Here is a 17,740-nt window from a genome sequence, read left to right as displayed (position 1 = left end):
CTTTGCCGTTTCGCACTACGGCGTGGTTCTACCCGGCCAGCGCGGCCTTGTTCGTCTCCAAGAACTGCTTCAACGTTTGCGGCTTGCGGCCTGACAGCGTCTCAACCGCATCGGTCGCCATCGCAATGCGGCCGGAGCGCGTGTTGGCGTCGAAGGAGACGATGATGCGGGCGATGTCCTCCGGAAAGCCCGCCGCCTTCACGCCTTCGGTCAGGGCCTCGTCGGGCAGCTGAACAACCTGGAGCGGTTTGCCTGTGACTTCGCTGACCAAAGCGGCGATTTCGGCCGTCGTATAGGCCTGCGGGCCGGTCAGCGTGTAGACCTTGCTGTCGGTCGAGCCGGAAGCGAGGCCGGCAGCGATTGCGGCCGCCATATCGTCGCGCGCGCCGTGGGCGATGCGGCCGTCACCGGCTGCGCTATACCATTGTCCCGATGCAATGGCGTGCGGTAGCGCGATCAGCAGGTTCTCCTGGTACCAGCCGTTGCGGAAGATGGTGTAGCGGATGCCGCTGGCCTCGATCGCCCGCTCGGTGCCGTAGTGGTCGCTGGCAAACAGAACCGGCGAGCCAGGCTCGGGATTGGGCATCGAGGTGTAAAGCAGGTGCGAGACGCCGGCTGCCCTGGCTGCGGCCACCGCAGTCTGATGCTGCTTCAGCCGACGGTCGCTCTTGAGGTCGAGGTCGCCAGTCGAGATGATCAGCACCCGGTCAGCGCCTGCAAACGCCTTCTCCAGGGAAACCGGATCGTTGAAGTCGGCAGCCCTGACAGTGATGCCAAGCGTTGCCAGATCGGCGAGATTTTCGGGGTCGCGCGTGGTGGCGATGATGTCTGCCGGCGCGACTCTCTGTGCGTCCAGCAGATGACGGATGACACTGCGGCCAAGCTGGCCGGAAGCGCCGGTGACGAGAAGGGTTTTGGGCATGGGAGATCCTGATTTTTGCGCCGATTTGGCGGGTGCTTTGGCAGTCTCAAAAAGAGACCAGCACTAAAATAGGAATTGACCTGATGCCGTAAAGAAGGCAGTTTTCCGGGACGTAGGCACACGCAGGGAACCAGCGATGGACGGCAAGATCGTCAATCTGAAATCGAAGCTCGAGGTCTACAGAGCCATGACGGACGGCGCCAATTTCGCCGATTGCCCGGTTCGTGACGTGATCAAGGGCATCAACGGCAAATGGAGCCCCTTGCTGGCGATGGCGCTGGCGGAAAAGCCTTATCGCTTCGGTGAACTTCGGCGGCTCGTTCCTGATATCTCGCAGCGCATGCTCACCCAGACGCTGCTTGAGCTGCAGCGCGACGGCTATGTGCATCGCGAAGTGTTCCCGACCAAGCCGCCGAGCGTCGAATACAGCCTGACCGACCTCGGGCGCTCGATGTTCGGCGCCCTGCATCAATTGATCCTGTGGGCCGAACTCAACCACGATGCGGTGCGCGACGCGCGAGCCGCCTTCGACGCCGGTGGCTGATATTTTGGCGCATGCCGCAATGGCTTGATTTGGCAGGGTCGCTGAAGGATTGTCCGCCATTGGTTGGGCGGGCAATGGAAAAATCTCTCGACATCGCGATTGCCGGCGCCGGACCGGCGGGGCTGGCCACGGCGCTCTATCTCAAGCGCGCCGGGCACAACGTCACCGTCTTCGAACGTTTCGATGAACCAAAGCCGGTCGGCTCCGGCCTGATCCTGCAGCCGACCGGGTTGAGCGTGCTTGCCGATCTCGGCCTGCTCGACGACATTCTGGTGCTGGGCAGCCGCATCGAGCGTTTGCATGGCGCGGACGCGAGCACTGGCCGCACCGTGCTCGCTGTGCGCTACGATGCACAGCCTGGCGGTCGCTTTGGCCTGGCGGTGCACCGGGCGGCGCTGTTCAACGTGTTGTTCCGCGCCGCGCAGCGCCAAGGCATCGCCATCGAAACCGGTGTCGAGATCGAGACGCTGGACGTCGGCGACCGGGCCCACCTGGTCTTCGATACTGGCAGATGGGCAGGGCCGTTCGACCTTGTCGTCGACGCCAGTGGCTCGCGCTCGAAACTGCGCCGGTGCCTCAACGATCCGGCCGAGCCACGGCCGCTCATCTATGGCGCGTTCTGGGCGTCGCTCGGCTGGCGCGAAGGGTTCGACGAAAATGCGCTGCTGCAGCGCTACGACAAGGCCAGTGTGATGATCGGCGTGCTGCCGATCGGCCGGCCGCAGCCAGGCGCGGAAAAGATGGCGGCGTTCTTCTGGAGCCTGAAGCCGGCGGATGTCGACAGCGTGCGCGCGGCGGGGCTCGACGCCTGGAAGGCGAGGCTGGTCTCGCTGTGGCCGGAGTGCGAGGCGTTCACCAGCCAGATCGACAGTTTCGACCAGCTGTCGCTGGCCCGCTACGGCCACCACACGATGAAGGTGCCGGCGGGACGGAGGCTGGCGGTGATCGGTGACGCCGCGCATTCGACCAGCCCGCAGCTCGGGCAGGGCGCGAACATGGCGCTGCTCGACGCGGCCGCGCTCAGCCATGCCTTGGCACAGACGGGCGACGTCGAGCTGGCGCTGGAAACGTATGCCCGGGCGCGGCGATGGCACGTCCGGATCTTCCAGCTGCTGTCGTTGGCGCTGACGCCGTTCTACCAGTCCGACGGCACGATGCTGCCGTTCTTCCGCGACAGGCTGGTGGCAACCATCGCAAAGGTGCCGCCACTGCCAGGCGTGCTCGCCTCGATGGTGGCCGGCACGGTGATCGATCCGTTCAGGCGGATCGGGCTAGAGGAGGCAGACTGGCGAGATCATCCCGCGGGATTAAGGTCGAGAGAAACGAATTTTTCGCACGCAGGAATTGACGCAGCCGCTGCGGATAGTCAGCCGCCACGGCGGCCTTGATCGAGGCGCGTTCGCTTAACGCCTTGCGCCAGGCCTGGACCAGCGGCTTGCCGTCCAGAATGCCGAAATTGCTGATCCGGTCGAAGGCGTCGAGATAGCGGAAGACCGGGCCGTAGACGGCATCGACGAGGCAAAAGTGCTCGCCGTTGAACCACGGCCCGGCCTGGTCGGCCAATTCGTCCTCCAGGCGATCGAACATGGCTGATAGTGCTGCGGACTCAGCCAGGAAGGCTGCCTCCGTCGACGCGGAGTAGAAACGCCCGATGGCATTCAATGTCGCCGAGCCGAACTCGATCCAGGCGCGGTGCCGGGCGCGGGCGTGAGCGTCGGCCGGGTGGAGGGGATTGGCTTGCGTCTCCTCCAGGAATTCGAGGATGACGGCGGATTCGAAGATCACCGTCTCCTCGCCATTTGCCTGAGTGATGAGCAGCGGCACTTTGCCGAGCGGCGAGATCGCCTTGAACCAGTCCGGCTTGTCGGCGAGGTCGATGGTGACGCGCTCGAACGGCACACCCTTTTCAGCCAGCGAAATCGCCGCGCGCTGGACGTACGGGCACAGATGATGGCTGACGAGAATGAGCTTGTCGGTCATGTCACTCTCCCCAAACATAGTTCAACGCGCCGTCCTCGATGCGCGTCGACAGGAACATCAGGCGGGAGGCTTTTGGCGCCGGACCTTCGAGCCGGTCGCCTGATGTCATGTCGAAAGCAGCGCCGTGCCATTGGCAGACCAGCCTGCCATCCTTGCAGTCTAGCGGCCCGCCGAAATGCAGACAGACATTGGCGGCAGCGCGGATGCGATCGCCGCTGCGCCAGACATGGACCTCGCGGCCGAAGAACGGCGCGATCAGGCTGCCCGTCTGCGGGACGTCGGCGACTTTGCAAATTTCGTGTCTCATGGATTTTTCCCGGATTGATGCGATTGCATGTATATAGATGCAGATGCATTGACCGCAAGCTTGATGCAGTTGCATCTATCATCTAGGATGCGGGCATGACCGTGAAAGCCACGCCTTCGCCCGAAGCCATCAAGGCCTGGGCGCGCCTGATGCGCGTTTCGCGCCAGCTCATCGAACAGGCCGAACAGGCTTTGAAGGACAGCGGCTTGCCGCCGCTCGACTGGTACGACGTGCTGCACGAGCTGGCCGAAGCGGGCGAGGGCGGCCTGCGGCCGTTCCAGCTGATCGAGCGCACCCTGTTTGCGCAGTACAACATCTCACGGCTGCTGGCGCGGCTCGAGGCCGACGGCCTGGTCGAGAAGCTGAAGGTCGCCGATGACGGTCGTGGGCAGACCATCCGTATTTCCGCCAAGGGCCGCGAGACGCGCCGACGGATGTGGGCGGTCTACGGGCGCTCGATCATGGAGCTGGTTGGTGCAAAGCTCTCGGTGGATGAGTTGAGCACGGTGTCGGCGTTGCTCGGCCGTCTGCGCCTGCCGCCTGCAACGGACTGAGAGAGCCGCGCTGCCGGCCTGACCATATCCGGCCGGCTGTCAGGCCGGATGGCTGCCCCAGAGAAAGGCCAGCGTCGCCAGCACACCCAGTCCGGCGCGCACCAGGTGCAGGCTGCCCCATTTGACGATCAGGGCTCTGGCTTGCGGATTGTCGGCGCTGGCGTCCATCGCCTCCAACAACTTGTTGGTCGGCATCATAACCATCAGCGTCCACGGCCAGGGCAGGATGATCAGGATCGCGCCGAGCAGGAAGGCGAAGCCATCAGTCTGCCACCAGGCGATCAGGCCGAGAAGGCAGGCGATGACGGCAATCGACGCCTGCATGGCCGCGCCGCGCCTATAGGAAGGCTGCCATTCCCTGAGCAGCGACTTTTCATCGAGGCCAAGCCGCGCCGGTTGTTCGGCGACGCTGAGATAGATCGCGGCGCCGGAGAACACGGCGGCGACCGTCAAGGCGAGCAATCCGGTCAGCATCTTCTTTCCCCGCGGTAGACGGTCCAGCGGCGAACCGTCCAGGATGAGATAGGGCTTGCAAGGCTGAGAGCAATACGGCATAGAAGCGGCGAACCGTAACGTACGGTACGGCTTGCCGCTTCTGCTGGCTAGCCCTGCCGCCGAGGAACGACCGTGTTGCAGACAAACGCCGACATCGACACAAGCGCGACGCTGACGGAGCGGCAGAAGGCCGTTCTGGATGCTGCCTTGCGCCTGCTGGTCGAGGAGGGCGACAATCTGACCATGACCGCGGTTGCGCGCCGCGCCAGTTGCTCTAAGGAAACGCTCTATAAATGGTTCGGCGACCGCGACGGGCTGCTGACGGCGACGGTGCAATGGCAGGCATCCAAGGTGCGCGTGGTGCCGGTCGACGGCGAGAGGCTCGATCTCACTTCGCTGACGGCAAGCCTCGAAGGTTTCGCTTCCGACTGGCTGAAGGTGATTTCGAGCGACACGTCGATTGCGCTGAACCGCGTGGCGGTCGGCCACGCCGGATCCGGAAAGGACGATCTCGGCGCCATCGTGCTGGAGAATGGCCGGTTCGCGCTGGCCAGGCGGCTGAAGCCGGTGCTGCTTGCCGGCAAACAGGCCGGGTTGCTCGATTTCGCGGATGCCGAAACGGCATTCCGCAGCTTTTTCGGGCTGGTCGCCCGCGACGTGCAGATCCGCCTCTTGCTCGGCGACCGGCTGGAATTGACTGAAGCGGCGATCGGCGGCGATGCCGTCCGGGCGACGCAACAGTTTCTCGCTCTTTTCGGAGCAAAAACCAGGCCGCAGGGCCTCTGATCTATAAAAACGGGAAGGAAGACAAAATGCGTGTCTATTACGATCGCGACGCCGATCTCAACCTGATCAAGGGCAAGAAGGTCGCCATTATCGGCTATGGCAGCCAGGGCCGGGCACATGCGCTCAACCTCAAGGATTCCGGCGCCAAGGAGATCGCCATCGGTCTCAAGGCCGGCTCGGCGACCGCCAAGAAGGTCGAGGCCGACGGGCTCAAGGTGATGAGCGTGGCGGACGCCGCCAAATGGGCCGACCTGATGATGATGGCGACGCCCGACGAATTGCAGGCCGACATCTACAAAAACGAAATCGCCCCGAACATTCGCGACGGCGCGGCTATCGCCTTCGCGCACGGCCTCAACGTGCATTTCGGCCTGATCGAGCCGAAGGCTTCGGTTGACGTCGTCATGATCGCCCCGAAGGGCCCCGGCCACACGGTGCGCGGCGAATACCAGAAGGGCGGCGGCGTGCCGTGCCTGGTCGCCGTCAACCAGGACGCTTCGGGCAATGCGCTCGATCTCGCTCTGTCCTACGCCTGCGGCGTCGGCGGCGGTCGTTCGGGCATCATCGAGACCAATTTCCGCGAGGAATGCGAGACCGATCTATTCGGCGAGCAGGTGGTTCTGTGCGGCGGCCTGGTCGAGCTGATCCGAGCCGGTTTCGAGACGCTGGTGGAAGCCGGCTACGCACCGGAAATGGCCTATTTCGAGTGCCTGCACGAGGTGAAGCTGATCGTCGACCTGATCTATGAAGGCGGCATCGCCAACATGAACTACTCGATCTCGAACACCGCCGAATGGGGCGAATATGTCTCGGGCCCGCGCATCATCACCGCCGAGACCAAGGCCGAGATGAAGCGCGTGCTGAAGGACATCCAGACCGGCAAGTTCACCTCGGAATGGATGCAGGAATACCGCGCCGGCATGTCGCGCTTCAAGGGCATCCGCCGCAACAATGACAGCCACCAGATCGAGGAAGTCGGCGCCAAGCTGCGTGCGATGATGCCGTGGATTTCCAAGAACAAGCTGGTCGACAAGGCGAAAAATTGATCTGCGATTTCATCGCTGAATAGGAAGGCCGGCGGAGCGATCCGCCGGCTTTTTCATGCCTGTTGTCGATCAGGGTAAGAACGGTCAGCCATAGTGCCAGTGCGGCTTCGGCTCGGTGCCGGTGAACTCGACGCCGATGCGGTCGTCGCGGCGCCAGCGCACGATGGCCTTGTAGCCGATGCCGTCGACCGGCACATACAGCAGGAACTCGTCCGGCACGCGCGCGTCTATCGGCACTTTCAATTCGGCGCCACCGGCATGCATGTTGCGCACCGTGCACGTGACCTCGGAATTGGTGAGGCCGGTCAGGATCGTCGCGCCTTTCAGCACGCGCGCCCGGTGTTTGTTTCTCAATTCGTCGGCCATGACGGCACGTCCTTCGCGACCGGATCGGCGCGATCGTCAGATGGGGAACCGTATCATGGATAGACCGAGCCGATAAACATATGGTTAGCGGCGATCGTGTCCAGCCCTCGCTCCCAAATGGAAACGGCGCCGCGGGGGGCGGCGCCGTCATGCGTTGTCGCTTATAGTTCAGCTATAGGGCGACCAGCATTGCTGGCGCGGGCCATTATAGGGCTGGAACGTGTTGTCCCAGGACCGGTAAGACCGGTAGCGGTCGTAGCACCACTGGACATGGGCGCTGGAAAGATGCTGCGTGCGATAATAGCGGCGGGGCGCGTAGTAGCCGTTATTGTAGTAGCCGTTGTTATAATAACCGTTGTTGTAGATGCTGCCGAGGCCGAGACCCAGGCCCAAGCCGAGAACCGCGGCGGCGCCGCTATCAAAATCGCTGCCGTGGTGATGGCGATGATGGCGCCAGCGCCAGTTGTCGCCGCCATCCCAGTTGCCGCCATTGTTCCAGTTGCCGTTGTTCCAGTTGCCTGACCGGGAAAAGCGACGGCCGTCGTGGCGGCGCCACTGCCAATCGTTAAAGGAGCGGCGGTCATTGCCGCCCGCCCAGTCGTCGCGAACCGGCGTGACCGTCGGGGCTGCTGTGCTTGTCGGCACAGACAGGTTTGGCTGCAGGATCGGGCCGGCGGCGGACGGCGCCGTGAGACCCGAGACGAGACCGAGCGCTATCAGCCCGGATTTGACCGTGGAAGAAAAGAGCGAGTTCATTGCACTCTCCAAGAGATACAGGCCCCACGCCCAGAATACCCCAGGGAAGAGGCCTATTGATGGACCTTTCCATCTGAACGGAGGATGAACAGAAAGGTTCCATCAACCCTGGCGAGCAAGGGCGAAGCCCTTGTTTTCGACACCGCTTGCAGGCAAAGGTCACGGCCATGTCGCTGCGCCTCGCTACCTTCAATGTCGAAAACCTGATGAACAGGTTCGATTTCTCCGGCTACCGCAATCAGCTCAACGAAGACCGCACGCTGGCGCTTTTCGATATCCAGAGCGAGGCCGAATACAAGATGCTTGAGCAGGCGCGCGCCATTGCCCAGTCCGACGATACGCGCCAGTTGACGGCGCTGGCGATAGCCGCCACCCGTGCCGACATCATCTGCATGCAGGAGGTCGATAATATCGAGGCGCTGAAGGCCTTCGAATATGGCTATCTCTTCAAGATGGTGGGCGAGGGCTACCGGCAGAAATACACCACGGCCGGCAATGATTCGCGCGGCATCGACGTTGCCGTGATGATGCGCAACGAGACGGCGCAGGGCCAGCCGATCGAATTCGTGCGCATGACCAGCCACGCCTATGTCACCTTCGAACAGTTCGGCCTGTTCACGCCGGAGCTGGAGGCACTCGGAAACCAGGCCAATGAGCGGATATTCCGGCGCGACTGCCTGGAGATCGACCTCAAGGTCGGCGGTGTGCCGCTGACGCTCTATCTCGTGCATTTCAAATCGATGGGCTCGCCGCGCAACGGGCTCGACGGGCGCGAAGCGACGATGCCGATGCGCATCGCCGAGGCGCAGGCCGTACGACACATCATCGAGGAGCGCTTCGGCAAGGATCACGCCGCCGACAAGCGCTGGGCGATCTGCGGCGACATGAACGACTACCGGCAGCGGGTGAAGATCGAGGGCGACGCCGTCGACGGCTACCGTTTCCAGGTGATCGACGAGAGCCAGTCCTGTCTCAATGTGCTGACATCAGGCGGTTTTTGCGAGAATGTCGTCGAACGCCGGCCGGAGATGGACCGCTGGAGTTTCTACCACACGCGCGGGCCGAAGGAACGGCATCTGTGCCAGCTCGATTACATCCTGTTGTCGAAAGGGCTGGCGGCGAAGAATGCGACCGCCGTTCCCGACATCATCCGCAACGGCCAGCCCTGGCGCACCATCTTTCCGGCCGGCCAGGCGGTGGAACGCTTTCCACGCGCCGGCTGGGACCGGCCGAAGGCGTCGGACCATTGTCCGGTGGCGATCACCCTGGACATGGCCTGAGCGTGAGTTTCGACCTGCCGCGCAACGTCATCCTGCCGGTCGACGAGATCGACGTTCGGCTCGACCCAGGCCCGCATCCGTTCGAGCGCGACAATCGGGTGGCGATCGAGGAGAACTGGCACCGGGAAATCGCTGCCAAGCCGGCTTTGTTCGACGGTACCGTGGTTTTGCTTTCGGCACTCGCCTGGCGCGACAACCGTCTCGTCGGGCGCTGTCACGCTGTGAAGTATTCGACCTTCATGCTGTGGCGCAAGAACCGGCAGGGGACCGGCGCCGAGCATGCCTATGGCCACGCCATGCTGGTCGCCGGCGACAATGCGCTGGTGGCGATCCGCATGGGTCCGCACACGGTCATGGCTGGTCGCGTCTATTTCGCTGCCGGCTCGTTCGAGCCGATCGATTTTCGCGACGGCCGCGTCGATGTCGATTTCAACATGATCCGCGAAGTGCGCGAGGAGACCGGGCTTGACCTGACAGGCGCCGCGCGCGGCAGGCGCTACCATGCGCTGTCGACTTCGACCGGCACGGTTCTCTTCCGCCGCTACCACGTCGATGAGCCGACCAGTGAGATTGCGCGGCGCATCTCGGCCTTCGTCGCCACCGAGGCCGATCCCGAGATCGAAGGACCGGTGATCATCCGCCATGCCGAAGATCTGCCGGAAGGGCTGGCGCCGCATATGAAGCCGCTGATCGAGTGGCATTTTGCCAACGGTGGCGAGGACCCCTGACCTGTCACGGAAACAGCGGCGGCAGCGTCTCCTGTGGCTCGCTTTCCCGAGGTTCAGAGATCGCTGCCGGTTGCGGCCGGGTCGGGGCGCCATCGTCCTTGTAGTAATAGCTGTAGCCGTTGATCGCCGGCGCGCCGCCGAGATGCGCGTAGAGAATTTTTGACCCCACGGGGAAGAAGCCTTTGCGGGTCAGGTCGATCAGGCCCTGCATCGACTTTCCCTCATAGACCGGGTCGGTGATCATCGCCTCGGTGCGGGCCGCCAGCCGGATCGCGTCGTTGGTCTCGTCGGAGGGAACGCCGTAGGCCGGATAGGCATAGTCGGGATTGATGACGATCTCGTCGTCGCGCACAGTGCGGCCGAGCCCGACGAGGGCTGCGGTGTCGTCGACGATGCGGCGGACCTGGGCGCGGGTCTGGTCGAGTGTCCCCGAGGCGTCGATGCCGATCACGCGGTCGGCACGACCTTGAGCGGCGAAGCCGACGATCATGCCGGCCTGCGTCGACCCGGTCACCACGCACACGATGATGTAGTCGAAGGTGAAGCCGAGTTCGGCTTCCTGGCTCGCCACCTCTTCGGCAAAACCGATATAGCCGAGCCCGCCGAATTTGTGCACGGAGGCGCCGGCCGGGATCGGATAGGGTTTGCCGCCGGCGTCCTTCACCGACTGGATGGCGTCTTCCCAGCTCTTGCGGATGCCGATGTCGAAACCGTCATCGACAAGCCGGCTGTCGGCGCCCATTAGCCGCGTCAGCAGGATGTTTCCGACCCGGTCATAAACCGCGTCATAATGGGGCACCCATTTCTCCTGGATCACCACGCACTTCATGCCGATCTTGGCGGCTGTCGCGGCGACCATGCGCGTATGGTTCGACTGGACGCCGCCAATCGACACCAGCGTGTCGGCGCCGGATGCGATGGCATCCGGCACGATGTATTCGAGCTTTCGCAGTTTGTTTCCGCCCATCGCCAGGCCGGAATTGCAATCGTCGCGCTTGGCGTAGACCTCCACCTTTCCGCCCAGCGCCGCGCTCAGCCGCGGCAGATGCTCGATCGGCGTCGTGCCGAAGGTCAGGGGATAGCGTTCGAACTTTGCGAGAAGTGACACAATCTGCCTCCGCCATGGTCGTTTTCGATCGGCTGAAGATAGGCGCAGTTATGCGAAAGGTGCTCTCGAACTTGCGTCAAGGATTTTTACATGCTTCACAAATGAGCGATCTGATTGCCTGGATCATCCATGAAGGATCATTGAAATGGAAGAATCTTCCACACAGGCTCTTGACCGGATCGACATGAAAATCCTGCGCGCCCTTCAGGCCGAGGGACGGCTGACCAATGCGGAGCTGGCGGCGCGCGTCAATGTCAGTGCCGCCACCTGCCACCGGCGCACGCAACGTCTGTTCGAAGAGGGCTACATCACCGGGGTGAGGGCGGAGATCGCGCCGGTCGCGGTCGGCCTTGGCGCGCTGGTCATGGTCGGCGTCGTGCTCGATCGCTCGACACCGGAAAGCTTCGCCGCTTTCGAAAAGGCTGTGCTCGAGCTCAAGGAGGTGCTGGACTGCAATCTCGTGGCCGGCGACTTCGACTATCTCCTGAAGATCAGGGTCCGCGATATGGCGGACTTCAACAAGCTGCATGGGCAAAAGCTGATTGCGCTGCCGGGCGTTCGGCAAACAAGGACCTTCTTCGTCATGAAGGAGGTCAAGGAGAATGCGCGACTGCCGTTCTGACAGGCTTCAAGCGTAGCTCAGCGTTGCGCTTTTTGCTGCGCCGCCTTGCGGTCGCTGCGGGCTGCGGCGACAAACAGGATTAAGCCGAGACCCAGCAGCCCGCCCATCGCGGTCCCCATCGTCTGGCCGACGACCGTCTGGAAATCGCCGGTAACGCGGTCGGGGTTGGCCATGCCGTAGCGGGCGAGATACCACCAGAGGCCGGCAAGGGCGCCTTCGATGATCACCATCGCCAGGATCAACCGCACCTTCTTGCTCATTGCCATTCCTCGACCAGAGAATGCTTTGCCCTAGCATCGCAGACTGGACGACGACAGTGTTGTCGGCGTAGGCAAGCGCATGTGCTTGTGGATAGCGGTTGGTTGCGGTGGAGCTGATCTGACGCTTACTCGTGCCGCAGCGCGTCGATCGGATCGAGCCTGGCGCCGCGCAGCGCCGGGAAGAAGCCGAACACCATGCCGATCAGAGCGGAAAAGCCGACGGCAAGCAGGATGACGGCCGGGCTCGGCGCGAACGGTATGGTCAGCGTCGCCGCAGCGAGGCCGGCCAGCGCCAGACCGATCAGGATGCCGATGATGCCGCCGAGCAGCGACAGCACCGTCGCCTCGACCAGGAACTGGATGAGGATGTGCTTTTCATGCGCGCCGATGGCGAGCCTGATGCCGATCTCGCGGGTGCGCTCGGTGACCGACACCAGCATGATGTTCATGATGCCGATGCCGCCGACCAAAAGGCTGACGCCGGCGACCGCGCCCAGCATGCCGGTCATGGTCGTGGTGGCGCTGGCCATGGCGTCGGCGATCTGGGTCATGTCGCGGATCGAGAAATCGTCTTCGCGGTCGGGCGTGATGCGCCTTGTGTCGCGCAAGATGTCCTCGACGCGCGTCTGCAATTCGGTGGTCGGCGTGCGGTCGTCGGCGGCGACATAGATGTTGTCTATGTCGCGGTTGCCGGCGATGCGGCGCTGGTAGGCGGCGAGCGGGATCAGCACGACATTGTCCTGGTCCTGGCCAAAGCCGGTGTAGCCCTTGGGTTCGAGCAGGCCGATGATCTTGCATGAGGTGCGGTTGACGCGGATAATCTCGCCATCGGGCTCGCCGGCGCCGAAGAACTGCTGGCGCACCGTCTCGCCGATCAGGCATACGCCGGTGCCGGAGCGTGTTTCGGAATCGCTGAACGGGCGACCCGAGACCAGCTTCCAGTCGCGGGCGTCGAGATAGGCGCTGTCGGTGCCGGTGACGCCCGAGGTCAGGCTCTCGGTGCCGAAGATGACGCGGACTTGTTTCTGCGAAGCCGGTGCAATGGCGCGCGCTCCGGTCAGATGCGCGACGAGGGCTGCAACATCCTTGTCGGCCAGCGGCCGCACCGCCTGGTCGAGACCTCCCGGTCCGCCAGTGCTTGCAGGGCGGCCAGGGCGGACGACGAGCAGATTGCTGCCGAGCTTGGCGATGTCCGATTTGACCTTGGCCGTGGTGCCGGAGCCAATGGTCAGCATAGCGATGACGGCGGCGACGCCGATGACGATGCCGAGCAGCGTCAGGAACGAGCGCAGCACGTTGCGGCGGATGGAGCGCAGCGACAGGCGGACGGTTTCCCAGATCATGACGCCACCTCCAGCCTGGCCGTGTCGGAGGCGACGTGGCCGTCGAGGAAGCGGATGGTGCGCTGGGCATATCCGGCGACATCGGCCTCATGGGTGACCATGGCGATGGTCAGGCCAAGCTCGGTGTTCAGCCGCGTCAACAGCTCCATGATCTCATGCGTGCGGGCGGTGTCGAGATTGCCGGTCGGCTCGTCGGCGACAAGCAGCGTCGGCCTGGTGACGATGGCGCGTGCGATCGCCACGCGCTGCTGCTGGCCGCCGGAGAGTTCGGCCGGCGTATGGTGCTCGCGCCCGACAAGACCGACCTCGGCCAGCGCCTGCATGGCGAGATCGCGACGCTCGCGGGCAGGCGCGCCGCGATAGATCAGCGGCAGCTCGACATTTTCCGCCGCCGTGGTGCGCGGCAGCAGATTGTAGCCCTGGAAGACGAAGCCGATATAGAGATTGCGCAGAAGCGCGCGACGGTTGCGGTCGAGCCGGCCCGCATCGATGCCCATAAAGGAATAGGTTCCGGCGGTCGGCGTGTCGAGGCAGCCGATGATGTTCATGGCCGTCGACTTGCCCGAACCCGACGGACCCATGATGGCAACGAATTCGCCCCGCTGAATGGCGAGGTCGACGCCGGCCAGTGCATGCACCTTGGCTTCGCCCTGGCCATAGCTCTTCCAGACCGTGTCGAAACCAATGAGGGTCGCGCCCGCGGCCACGGCGTCAGCTCCGCAGCTGCGAGGCTGTGATCACCTCTGCGCCTTCGTCGAGGCCGGAGGTGATCTCGGTCAGTTCGCCGTCGGTGGAACCGATCTTGACGTTGACCGGATGCGGCCGGCCGTTTTCCAGCACGTAGAGCGTGCGTGAGCCGTCGGTGGGCGCCGCCACCTGCTGGCGGCGGTCGCCGCCGGGACGGCCCATGCGGCCGGTAAACAGGTCACTCAGGCTCCAGGCGCGGGCGGCCTGCTGCGCCGGCCGGTAGCGGAAAGCGGTGGACGGCACGGTGAGCACGCCCTTGGCCTGCCGGGTAACGACCGAAACGGTGGCGGTCATGCCGGGCCGCAGCAGCAGCTCGTTGTTGTTGACTTCCAACCGCGCATTGTAGGTGACGACGCCGTCGGTGGTGACGGAGGCGTAGGAGATGTCGCGAATCTCGGCGTCGAACGGCCGCTCCGGAAAGGCATCGACGGTGAAGCGCGCATGCTGGCCTGATTTGACAGCGCCGATATCGGCCTCGTCGACCGCCGCCACCAGTTCCATGTTTCTGAGATCGGCAGCGATGATGAACAGCACCGGCGCCTGCAGCGAGGAGGCGACAGTCTGGCCGGGGTCGACCGAACGGGTCAGCACGATGCCGTCGATCGGGGCGTAGATCGTGCTCTTGGCGAGATCGGTCTGCTGCGCCTTGAGGTCGGCCTGGGCGATAGCGAGATTGGCCTCTGCACTGTCGAGCGCTGCCTTGGAGCGGTCGCGCGTGGCGGTCGCCGCCTCAAGCGACTGGTCGGTGGCCATGCCGCGCTTGGTTAGTTCGGCGGCGCGCACCAGCGCCCTCTCGTTCTCGGACAGCGTGACCGTGGCGTCCTCGACATTGGCGGCCGCGGCCTTGGCCGAGGCCTCGGCGCGTTCGATCTGGACCTCGAGCTTCACCGTGTCGAGCGTCGCCAGCACGTCCCCCTTCTTGACCTGCTGGTTTTCCTCGGCCGAGACTGAGCGGATGATGCCGGAGAGCTCGCTTGAAATGTCGACCTGGGTGAGCGGCTGCAGCGTGCCGGTCGCCGACACCGCGACGGTGAGGTCGGCAATAGTGGCCGGCGTGGTGGTGTAGTCGATCTTGGCGGGGGAACCGGCATACCATTGGTAGCCGGCGAGGCCAGCGGCAACGGCAATCAGCGCCAGCAGCGCGTAAAGCCAGCCGCGACGGCGCTTCTTGCGCACGCCAGTCTGGTCTAGTCCAAGCGCCGCCTCGATGGCGGAATCCGATTCCGTCTTTGGCAGATTGACAAGCTGGTCCACGCTGGACCCCTATGAGAGCCTAATGTCCCTATATGTGCACAGATCAGGCTTAGTGGCCCGAATATCAAATTAAATTTCGGCCATGTTCGGATTGAGGCGGAAGGTTTCCAAGATGCAGACGCGCAATTACTTGCTTTATGATGTGTTTACGACGGAACTGCTGGCTGGCAATCCGCTGGCTGTCGTGCTGGACAGCAAGGGGCTGGGTACGCCAGCCATGCAGGCCATTGCGCGCGAGTTCAACCTGTCCGAATCCGTCTTCGTGCTGCCGCCGGACAATCCCAAGCATCGCAACCGCATCCGCATCTTCACGCCCGACTATGAAATGCCGTTTGCCGGCCACCCGACCGTCGGCGCCGCGATTGCGCTGGCCGAACTGGCAGGCGAGGGCGAAGCCGGCATCTTCGTGCTGGAGGAGAATATCGGCCCGGTGCGCTGCGCCGTCAGCCGGCACGATGGCGCCACCTTTGCCGAGTTCGACCTGGCGAAGCTGCCGGAACCGCTAGAGCTCGATGCCGATCCGCAAGCGATTGGCGCAGCCCTTGGCCTGGCGCCGCATGAAATCGGCTTCGAGAATCATCTGGTGTCGTTCTGGTCGGCAGGGGTGCCTTACGTAACCATCCCTGTGGCCAATCTAGAGGCCGCGGGCCGGATCAAGCTCGACAACCAGGCGTGGTCGGAACTGGCGCCGCGCAAGAGCGAATGGGCCTTCGCCAGCCCATATGTCTATTGCCGCCAGACGGTGAACCACGACAGCGCCTTCCACGTCCGCATGATCGTGCCGGGCACGCCGTCCTATGAAGACCCGGCGACCGGTTCGGCGGCGGCGGCCTTTGCCGGCGCCATCATGCATTTCGACCGCCCGACCGACGGCATTTCGCAGCTGTGGATCGAGCAGGGGCTGGAGATGGGCCGCCCCTCGCGCATCCGCCTCGAACTCACTGTCGAGGCCGGAAAACTGGCCTCCGCGCGCATCGGCGGCCATGCCATCAAGGTGGCGGAAGGCAAGCTGTTCGTCTGACCGCCTGCGGCAGTTCAGCTATTTGTCGGGAAATGATTCCGGCAGGGCTGGACAGGACCGGTATCGGCGGCTATATGCCCGCCGACGCCGGTTTTACCGGTCGAGTGGGTGCGTAGCTCAGTTGGTAGAGCAGCTGACTCTTAATCAGCGGGTCCACAGTTCAATCCTGTGCGCACCCACMAAATTTTCAAGAAAATTGGTGGAAAGACCCTGGAACGAGGGAAATGAAACGACTCACCTCAAGGTGAGCCGTTCGCGTCTGGTTCAAAGACCGCGATTGCCGCGCCGAAAAACGCGGCGCAGAAATCTGCCGAACCGAAAAGCAATCCCGCCATCCGCGCTCTGACGTCCGTCGGCTTCGACGCTGGCCTTTCTTCCGGAGAAATCGCTGACCAGCCACCAGAAAAATACCAGAAAGACAACAAGGATAGCGGTGTCGAGCGGTCCGTAGGTTGTGTATCCGCTACGCCGATACACACCAGCAAGAACGGCGGCGATAGCTATAGCAGCAGCAAGCGGACGGAGCTTCATCATCCTGCAACTCTACTGAAGAGTTTTCAGGAATAAAAGATACTTCCTACCAACGCGGTCCCACAAGCCGCTCTGGTCTACTTCTCCGACACACCAGCCTCAGCGAAACTCGCCATGCTGGTGTGGCATTCCAGCGCCGAACGAACGATGTTGACGGCGAGGCAGGCGCCGGAGCCTTCGCCGAGCCGCATGCCGAGGTCGAGCAGCGGCGGCAGGCCGAGTGCTTCTAACAGGCGGCGGTGGCCGGATTCGGCCGAGACATGGGCGGCGATGGTGTGGGCGAGGCCGCTCGGGTGCAGCCTTGCCAGGGGCGCCGCCGCAGCAGTGCAGACGAAACCGTCGAGCAGCACCGGGACGTTGTTGCGCCTTGCGGCAAGCGTGGCGCCAAAAATGGCGGCGAGTTCGCGCCCGCCAAGGGCGGCGGCGATCTTCAGCGGATCGGACAGCGCATCGGCATGGCGCTTGAGGCCGGCTTCGATGGCCGTGACCTTGCGCTTCAGGCCGGCATCGTCGACGCCGGTGCCGCGCCCGGTCCATTTTTCAGCACCGCCGCCGAACAGGGCAGTCGAAATGGCGGCCGCCGGCGTGGTGTTGCCGATGCCCATTTCGCCGAAGCAGACGAGGTCTAGGTCTTTCGTCACCGCGTCATAGCCGGCCGAGACAGCGGCGAGGAAGGCCTTTTCGTCCATTGCTGCTGTCTGCGTGAAGTCGCCAGTCGGATGGTCGAGATCGAGCGGGATGACGTCGAGTTCCGCGCCGGCGATGCGGGCAAGCTGGTTGATGGCGGCGCCGCCGCCGGCGAAATTCGCCACCATCTGCACGGTCACTTCCGAGGGGAAGGCCGATACGCCTTGTGCTGTCACGCCATGGTTGCCGGCGAAGACGAAGACTTTTACGCGATCGAGCTTCGGCATGTCGCGGCCCTGCCAGCGCGCCAGCCAGGCGGCAATGGTTTCGAGCCGGCCAAGGCTGCCTTGCGGCTTGGTCAGTGTGTCCTGGCGGCGGGCGACGGCATTGGCCGCGCTATCGCTGCCGGTGGGCAGGTCGAGACAGGCGGCGCGCAATTCATCAAGCGATTTGAAGGGCATGG

The 17,740-nt window shown here is 63.7% G+C and carries 21 protein-coding genes, 1 tRNA gene and 1 pseudogene; 10 read left to right on the top strand and 13 right to left on the bottom strand.

From position 1 onward, the window contains the following. Positions 1 to 28: 28 nt before the first annotated feature. The gene (locus tag AC1DYO_RS06885; protein WP_477261600.1) at positions 29 to 922 is read right to left on the bottom strand and encodes an SDR family oxidoreductase; all 894 of its coding nucleotides are present in this window, start codon (positions 920 to 922) and stop codon (positions 29 to 31) included. A 136-nt stretch (positions 923 to 1,058) separates the two neighbouring features. Between AC1DYO_RS06885 and AC1DYO_RS06880 the strand changes: the two genes are divergently transcribed. Together AC1DYO_RS06880 and AC1DYO_RS06875 are read left to right on the top strand one after the other, a co-directional pair. Beyond that, positions 1,059 to 1,466: a winged helix-turn-helix transcriptional regulator gene (locus AC1DYO_RS06880; RefSeq protein WP_477261598.1), complete on the top strand. Its 408-nt coding sequence runs from the start codon at positions 1,059 to 1,061 to the stop codon at positions 1,464 to 1,466. A gap of 74 nt (positions 1,467 to 1,540) precedes the next feature. Beyond that, positions 1,541 to 2,854: an FAD-dependent oxidoreductase gene (locus AC1DYO_RS06875; RefSeq protein ID WP_477261596.1), complete on the top strand. Its 1,314-nt coding sequence runs from the start codon at positions 1,541 to 1,543 to the stop codon at positions 2,852 to 2,854. Here AC1DYO_RS06875 and AC1DYO_RS06870 read toward each other — a convergent pair. Both AC1DYO_RS06870 and AC1DYO_RS06865 read right to left on the bottom strand, forming a co-directional pair. After that, positions 2,751 to 3,446, bottom strand: a pseudogene (locus tag AC1DYO_RS06870) (glutathione S-transferase family protein); the annotation flags it as partial. The gene AC1DYO_RS06875 and the pseudogene AC1DYO_RS06870 sit on opposite strands and share 104 nt — an antisense overlap. 1 nt (position 3,447) lies before the next feature. Further along, positions 3,448 to 3,753 carry a Rieske (2Fe-2S) protein gene (locus AC1DYO_RS06865; RefSeq protein ID WP_477261594.1) on the bottom strand — a complete coding sequence of 102 codons (306 nt, stop codon included), beginning with the start codon at positions 3,751 to 3,753 and terminating at the stop codon, positions 3,448 to 3,450. Between the two features lie 95 nt (positions 3,754 to 3,848). Between AC1DYO_RS06865 and AC1DYO_RS06860 the strand changes: the two genes are divergently transcribed. Further along, a complete protein-coding gene (locus AC1DYO_RS06860; protein ID WP_477261592.1) occupies positions 3,849 to 4,307 on the top strand; it encodes a MarR family winged helix-turn-helix transcriptional regulator in 459 nt (152 codons plus the stop codon). 39 nt (positions 4,308 to 4,346) lie between these two features. On the opposite strand, the gene AC1DYO_RS06855 is transcribed toward AC1DYO_RS06860, so the two are convergent. Further along, positions 4,347 to 4,781, bottom strand: coding sequence for an anthrone oxygenase family protein (locus AC1DYO_RS06855; RefSeq protein WP_477261590.1), 435 nt, complete (start codon positions 4,779 to 4,781; stop codon positions 4,347 to 4,349). A 153-nt stretch (positions 4,782 to 4,934) separates the two neighbouring features. Here AC1DYO_RS06855 and AC1DYO_RS06850 point away from each other — a divergent pair, with 153 nt between their 5' ends. Beyond that, on the top strand, positions 4,935 to 5,588 hold the full coding sequence (locus AC1DYO_RS06850) for a TetR/AcrR family transcriptional regulator (protein WP_477261588.1): 654 nt from the start codon (positions 4,935 to 4,937) through the stop codon (positions 5,586 to 5,588). 26 nt (positions 5,589 to 5,614) lie between these two features. Beyond that, the gene (gene ilvC / locus AC1DYO_RS06845; RefSeq protein ID WP_112394672.1) at positions 5,615 to 6,634 is read left to right on the top strand and encodes a ketol-acid reductoisomerase; all 1,020 of its coding nucleotides are present in this window, start codon (positions 5,615 to 5,617) and stop codon (positions 6,632 to 6,634) included. An 84-nt stretch (positions 6,635 to 6,718) separates the two neighbouring features. Here the strand turns inward: ilvC and AC1DYO_RS06840 are convergent, their stop codons facing one another. Both AC1DYO_RS06840 and AC1DYO_RS06835 read right to left on the bottom strand, forming a co-directional pair. Further along, a complete protein-coding gene (locus AC1DYO_RS06840; RefSeq protein WP_477261586.1) occupies positions 6,719 to 7,000 on the bottom strand; it encodes a PilZ domain-containing protein in 282 nt (93 codons plus the stop codon). 168 nt (positions 7,001 to 7,168) lie between these two features. Continuing rightward, positions 7,169 to 7,756: a BA14K family protein gene (locus AC1DYO_RS06835; RefSeq protein ID WP_477261584.1), complete on the bottom strand. Its 588-nt coding sequence runs from the start codon at positions 7,754 to 7,756 to the stop codon at positions 7,169 to 7,171. Positions 7,757 to 7,923: 167 nt separating this feature from the next. On the opposite strand from AC1DYO_RS06835, the gene AC1DYO_RS06830 reads away from it, so the two are divergent. Next, positions 7,924 to 9,036 carry an endonuclease/exonuclease/phosphatase family protein gene (locus tag AC1DYO_RS06830; RefSeq protein WP_477261582.1) on the top strand — a complete coding sequence of 371 codons (1,113 nt, stop codon included), beginning with the start codon at positions 7,924 to 7,926 and terminating at the stop codon, positions 9,034 to 9,036. Between the two features lie 2 nt (positions 9,037 to 9,038). Then, positions 9,039 to 9,764: an NUDIX hydrolase gene (locus tag AC1DYO_RS06825; RefSeq protein WP_477261580.1), complete on the top strand. Its 726-nt coding sequence runs from the start codon at positions 9,039 to 9,041 to the stop codon at positions 9,762 to 9,764. Between the two features lie 4 nt (positions 9,765 to 9,768). On the opposite strand, the gene AC1DYO_RS06820 is transcribed toward AC1DYO_RS06825, so the two are convergent. Beyond that, positions 9,769 to 10,872 (bottom strand): 1-aminocyclopropane-1-carboxylate deaminase, encoded by a 1,104-nt coding sequence (locus AC1DYO_RS06820; RefSeq protein WP_477261578.1) that lies wholly within the window; start codon positions 10,870 to 10,872, stop codon positions 9,769 to 9,771. Between the two features lie 145 nt (positions 10,873 to 11,017). Here AC1DYO_RS06820 and AC1DYO_RS06815 point away from each other — a divergent pair, with 145 nt between their 5' ends. Further along, positions 11,018 to 11,494: an Lrp/AsnC family transcriptional regulator gene (locus AC1DYO_RS06815; protein WP_477261576.1), complete on the top strand. Its 477-nt coding sequence runs from the start codon at positions 11,018 to 11,020 to the stop codon at positions 11,492 to 11,494. A 17-nt stretch (positions 11,495 to 11,511) separates the two neighbouring features. Here the strand turns inward: AC1DYO_RS06815 and AC1DYO_RS06810 are convergent, their stop codons facing one another. From AC1DYO_RS06810 to AC1DYO_RS06795, 4 genes are all read right to left on the bottom strand, one after another. Beyond that, positions 11,512 to 11,754: a hypothetical protein gene (locus AC1DYO_RS06810; RefSeq protein WP_477261574.1), complete on the bottom strand. Its 243-nt coding sequence runs from the start codon at positions 11,752 to 11,754 to the stop codon at positions 11,512 to 11,514. Between the two features lie 125 nt (positions 11,755 to 11,879). Continuing rightward, positions 11,880 to 13,097, bottom strand: coding sequence for an ABC transporter permease (locus tag AC1DYO_RS06805; RefSeq protein WP_477261572.1), 1,218 nt, complete (start codon positions 13,095 to 13,097; stop codon positions 11,880 to 11,882). Continuing rightward, positions 13,094 to 13,804 carry an ABC transporter ATP-binding protein gene (locus AC1DYO_RS06800; protein ID WP_477261570.1) on the bottom strand — a complete coding sequence of 237 codons (711 nt, stop codon included), beginning with the start codon at positions 13,802 to 13,804 and terminating at the stop codon, positions 13,094 to 13,096. Before AC1DYO_RS06800 ends, AC1DYO_RS06805 begins: the two co-directional genes overlap by 4 nt. 4 nt (positions 13,805 to 13,808) lie before the next feature. Beyond that, on the bottom strand, positions 13,809 to 15,098 hold the full coding sequence (locus tag AC1DYO_RS06795; RefSeq protein WP_477261568.1) for an efflux RND transporter periplasmic adaptor subunit: 1,290 nt from the start codon (positions 15,096 to 15,098) through the stop codon (positions 13,809 to 13,811). A gap of 112 nt (positions 15,099 to 15,210) precedes the next feature. On the opposite strand from AC1DYO_RS06795, the gene AC1DYO_RS06790 reads away from it, so the two are divergent. Continuing rightward, positions 15,211 to 16,119 (top strand): PhzF family phenazine biosynthesis protein, encoded by a 909-nt coding sequence (locus AC1DYO_RS06790; RefSeq protein ID WP_477261566.1) that lies wholly within the window; start codon positions 15,211 to 15,213, stop codon positions 16,117 to 16,119. 106 nt (positions 16,120 to 16,225) lie between these two features. After that, positions 16,226 to 16,298, top strand: a tRNA-Lys gene (locus AC1DYO_RS06785). Positions 16,299 to 16,383: 85 nt separating this feature from the next. Here AC1DYO_RS06785 and AC1DYO_RS06780 read toward each other — a convergent pair. Next, positions 16,384 to 16,653, bottom strand: a complete 270-nt coding sequence (locus tag AC1DYO_RS06780; protein ID WP_477261564.1) for a hypothetical protein — start codon at positions 16,651 to 16,653, stop codon at positions 16,384 to 16,386. 74 nt (positions 16,654 to 16,727) lie between these two features. Continuing rightward, on the bottom strand, positions 16,728 to 17,738 hold the full coding sequence (gene cobT, locus AC1DYO_RS06775) for a nicotinate-nucleotide--dimethylbenzimidazole phosphoribosyltransferase (protein ID WP_477261562.1): 1,011 nt from the start codon (positions 17,736 to 17,738) through the stop codon (positions 16,728 to 16,730). Between the last annotated feature and the right edge of the window lie 2 nt (positions 17,739 to 17,740).

The organism is Mesorhizobium sp. P2_F5, assembly GCF_056403715.1.
The sequence above is the reverse complement of the archived record's forward strand: the minus strand, read 5'-3'. Positions and strand labels throughout refer to the sequence as shown.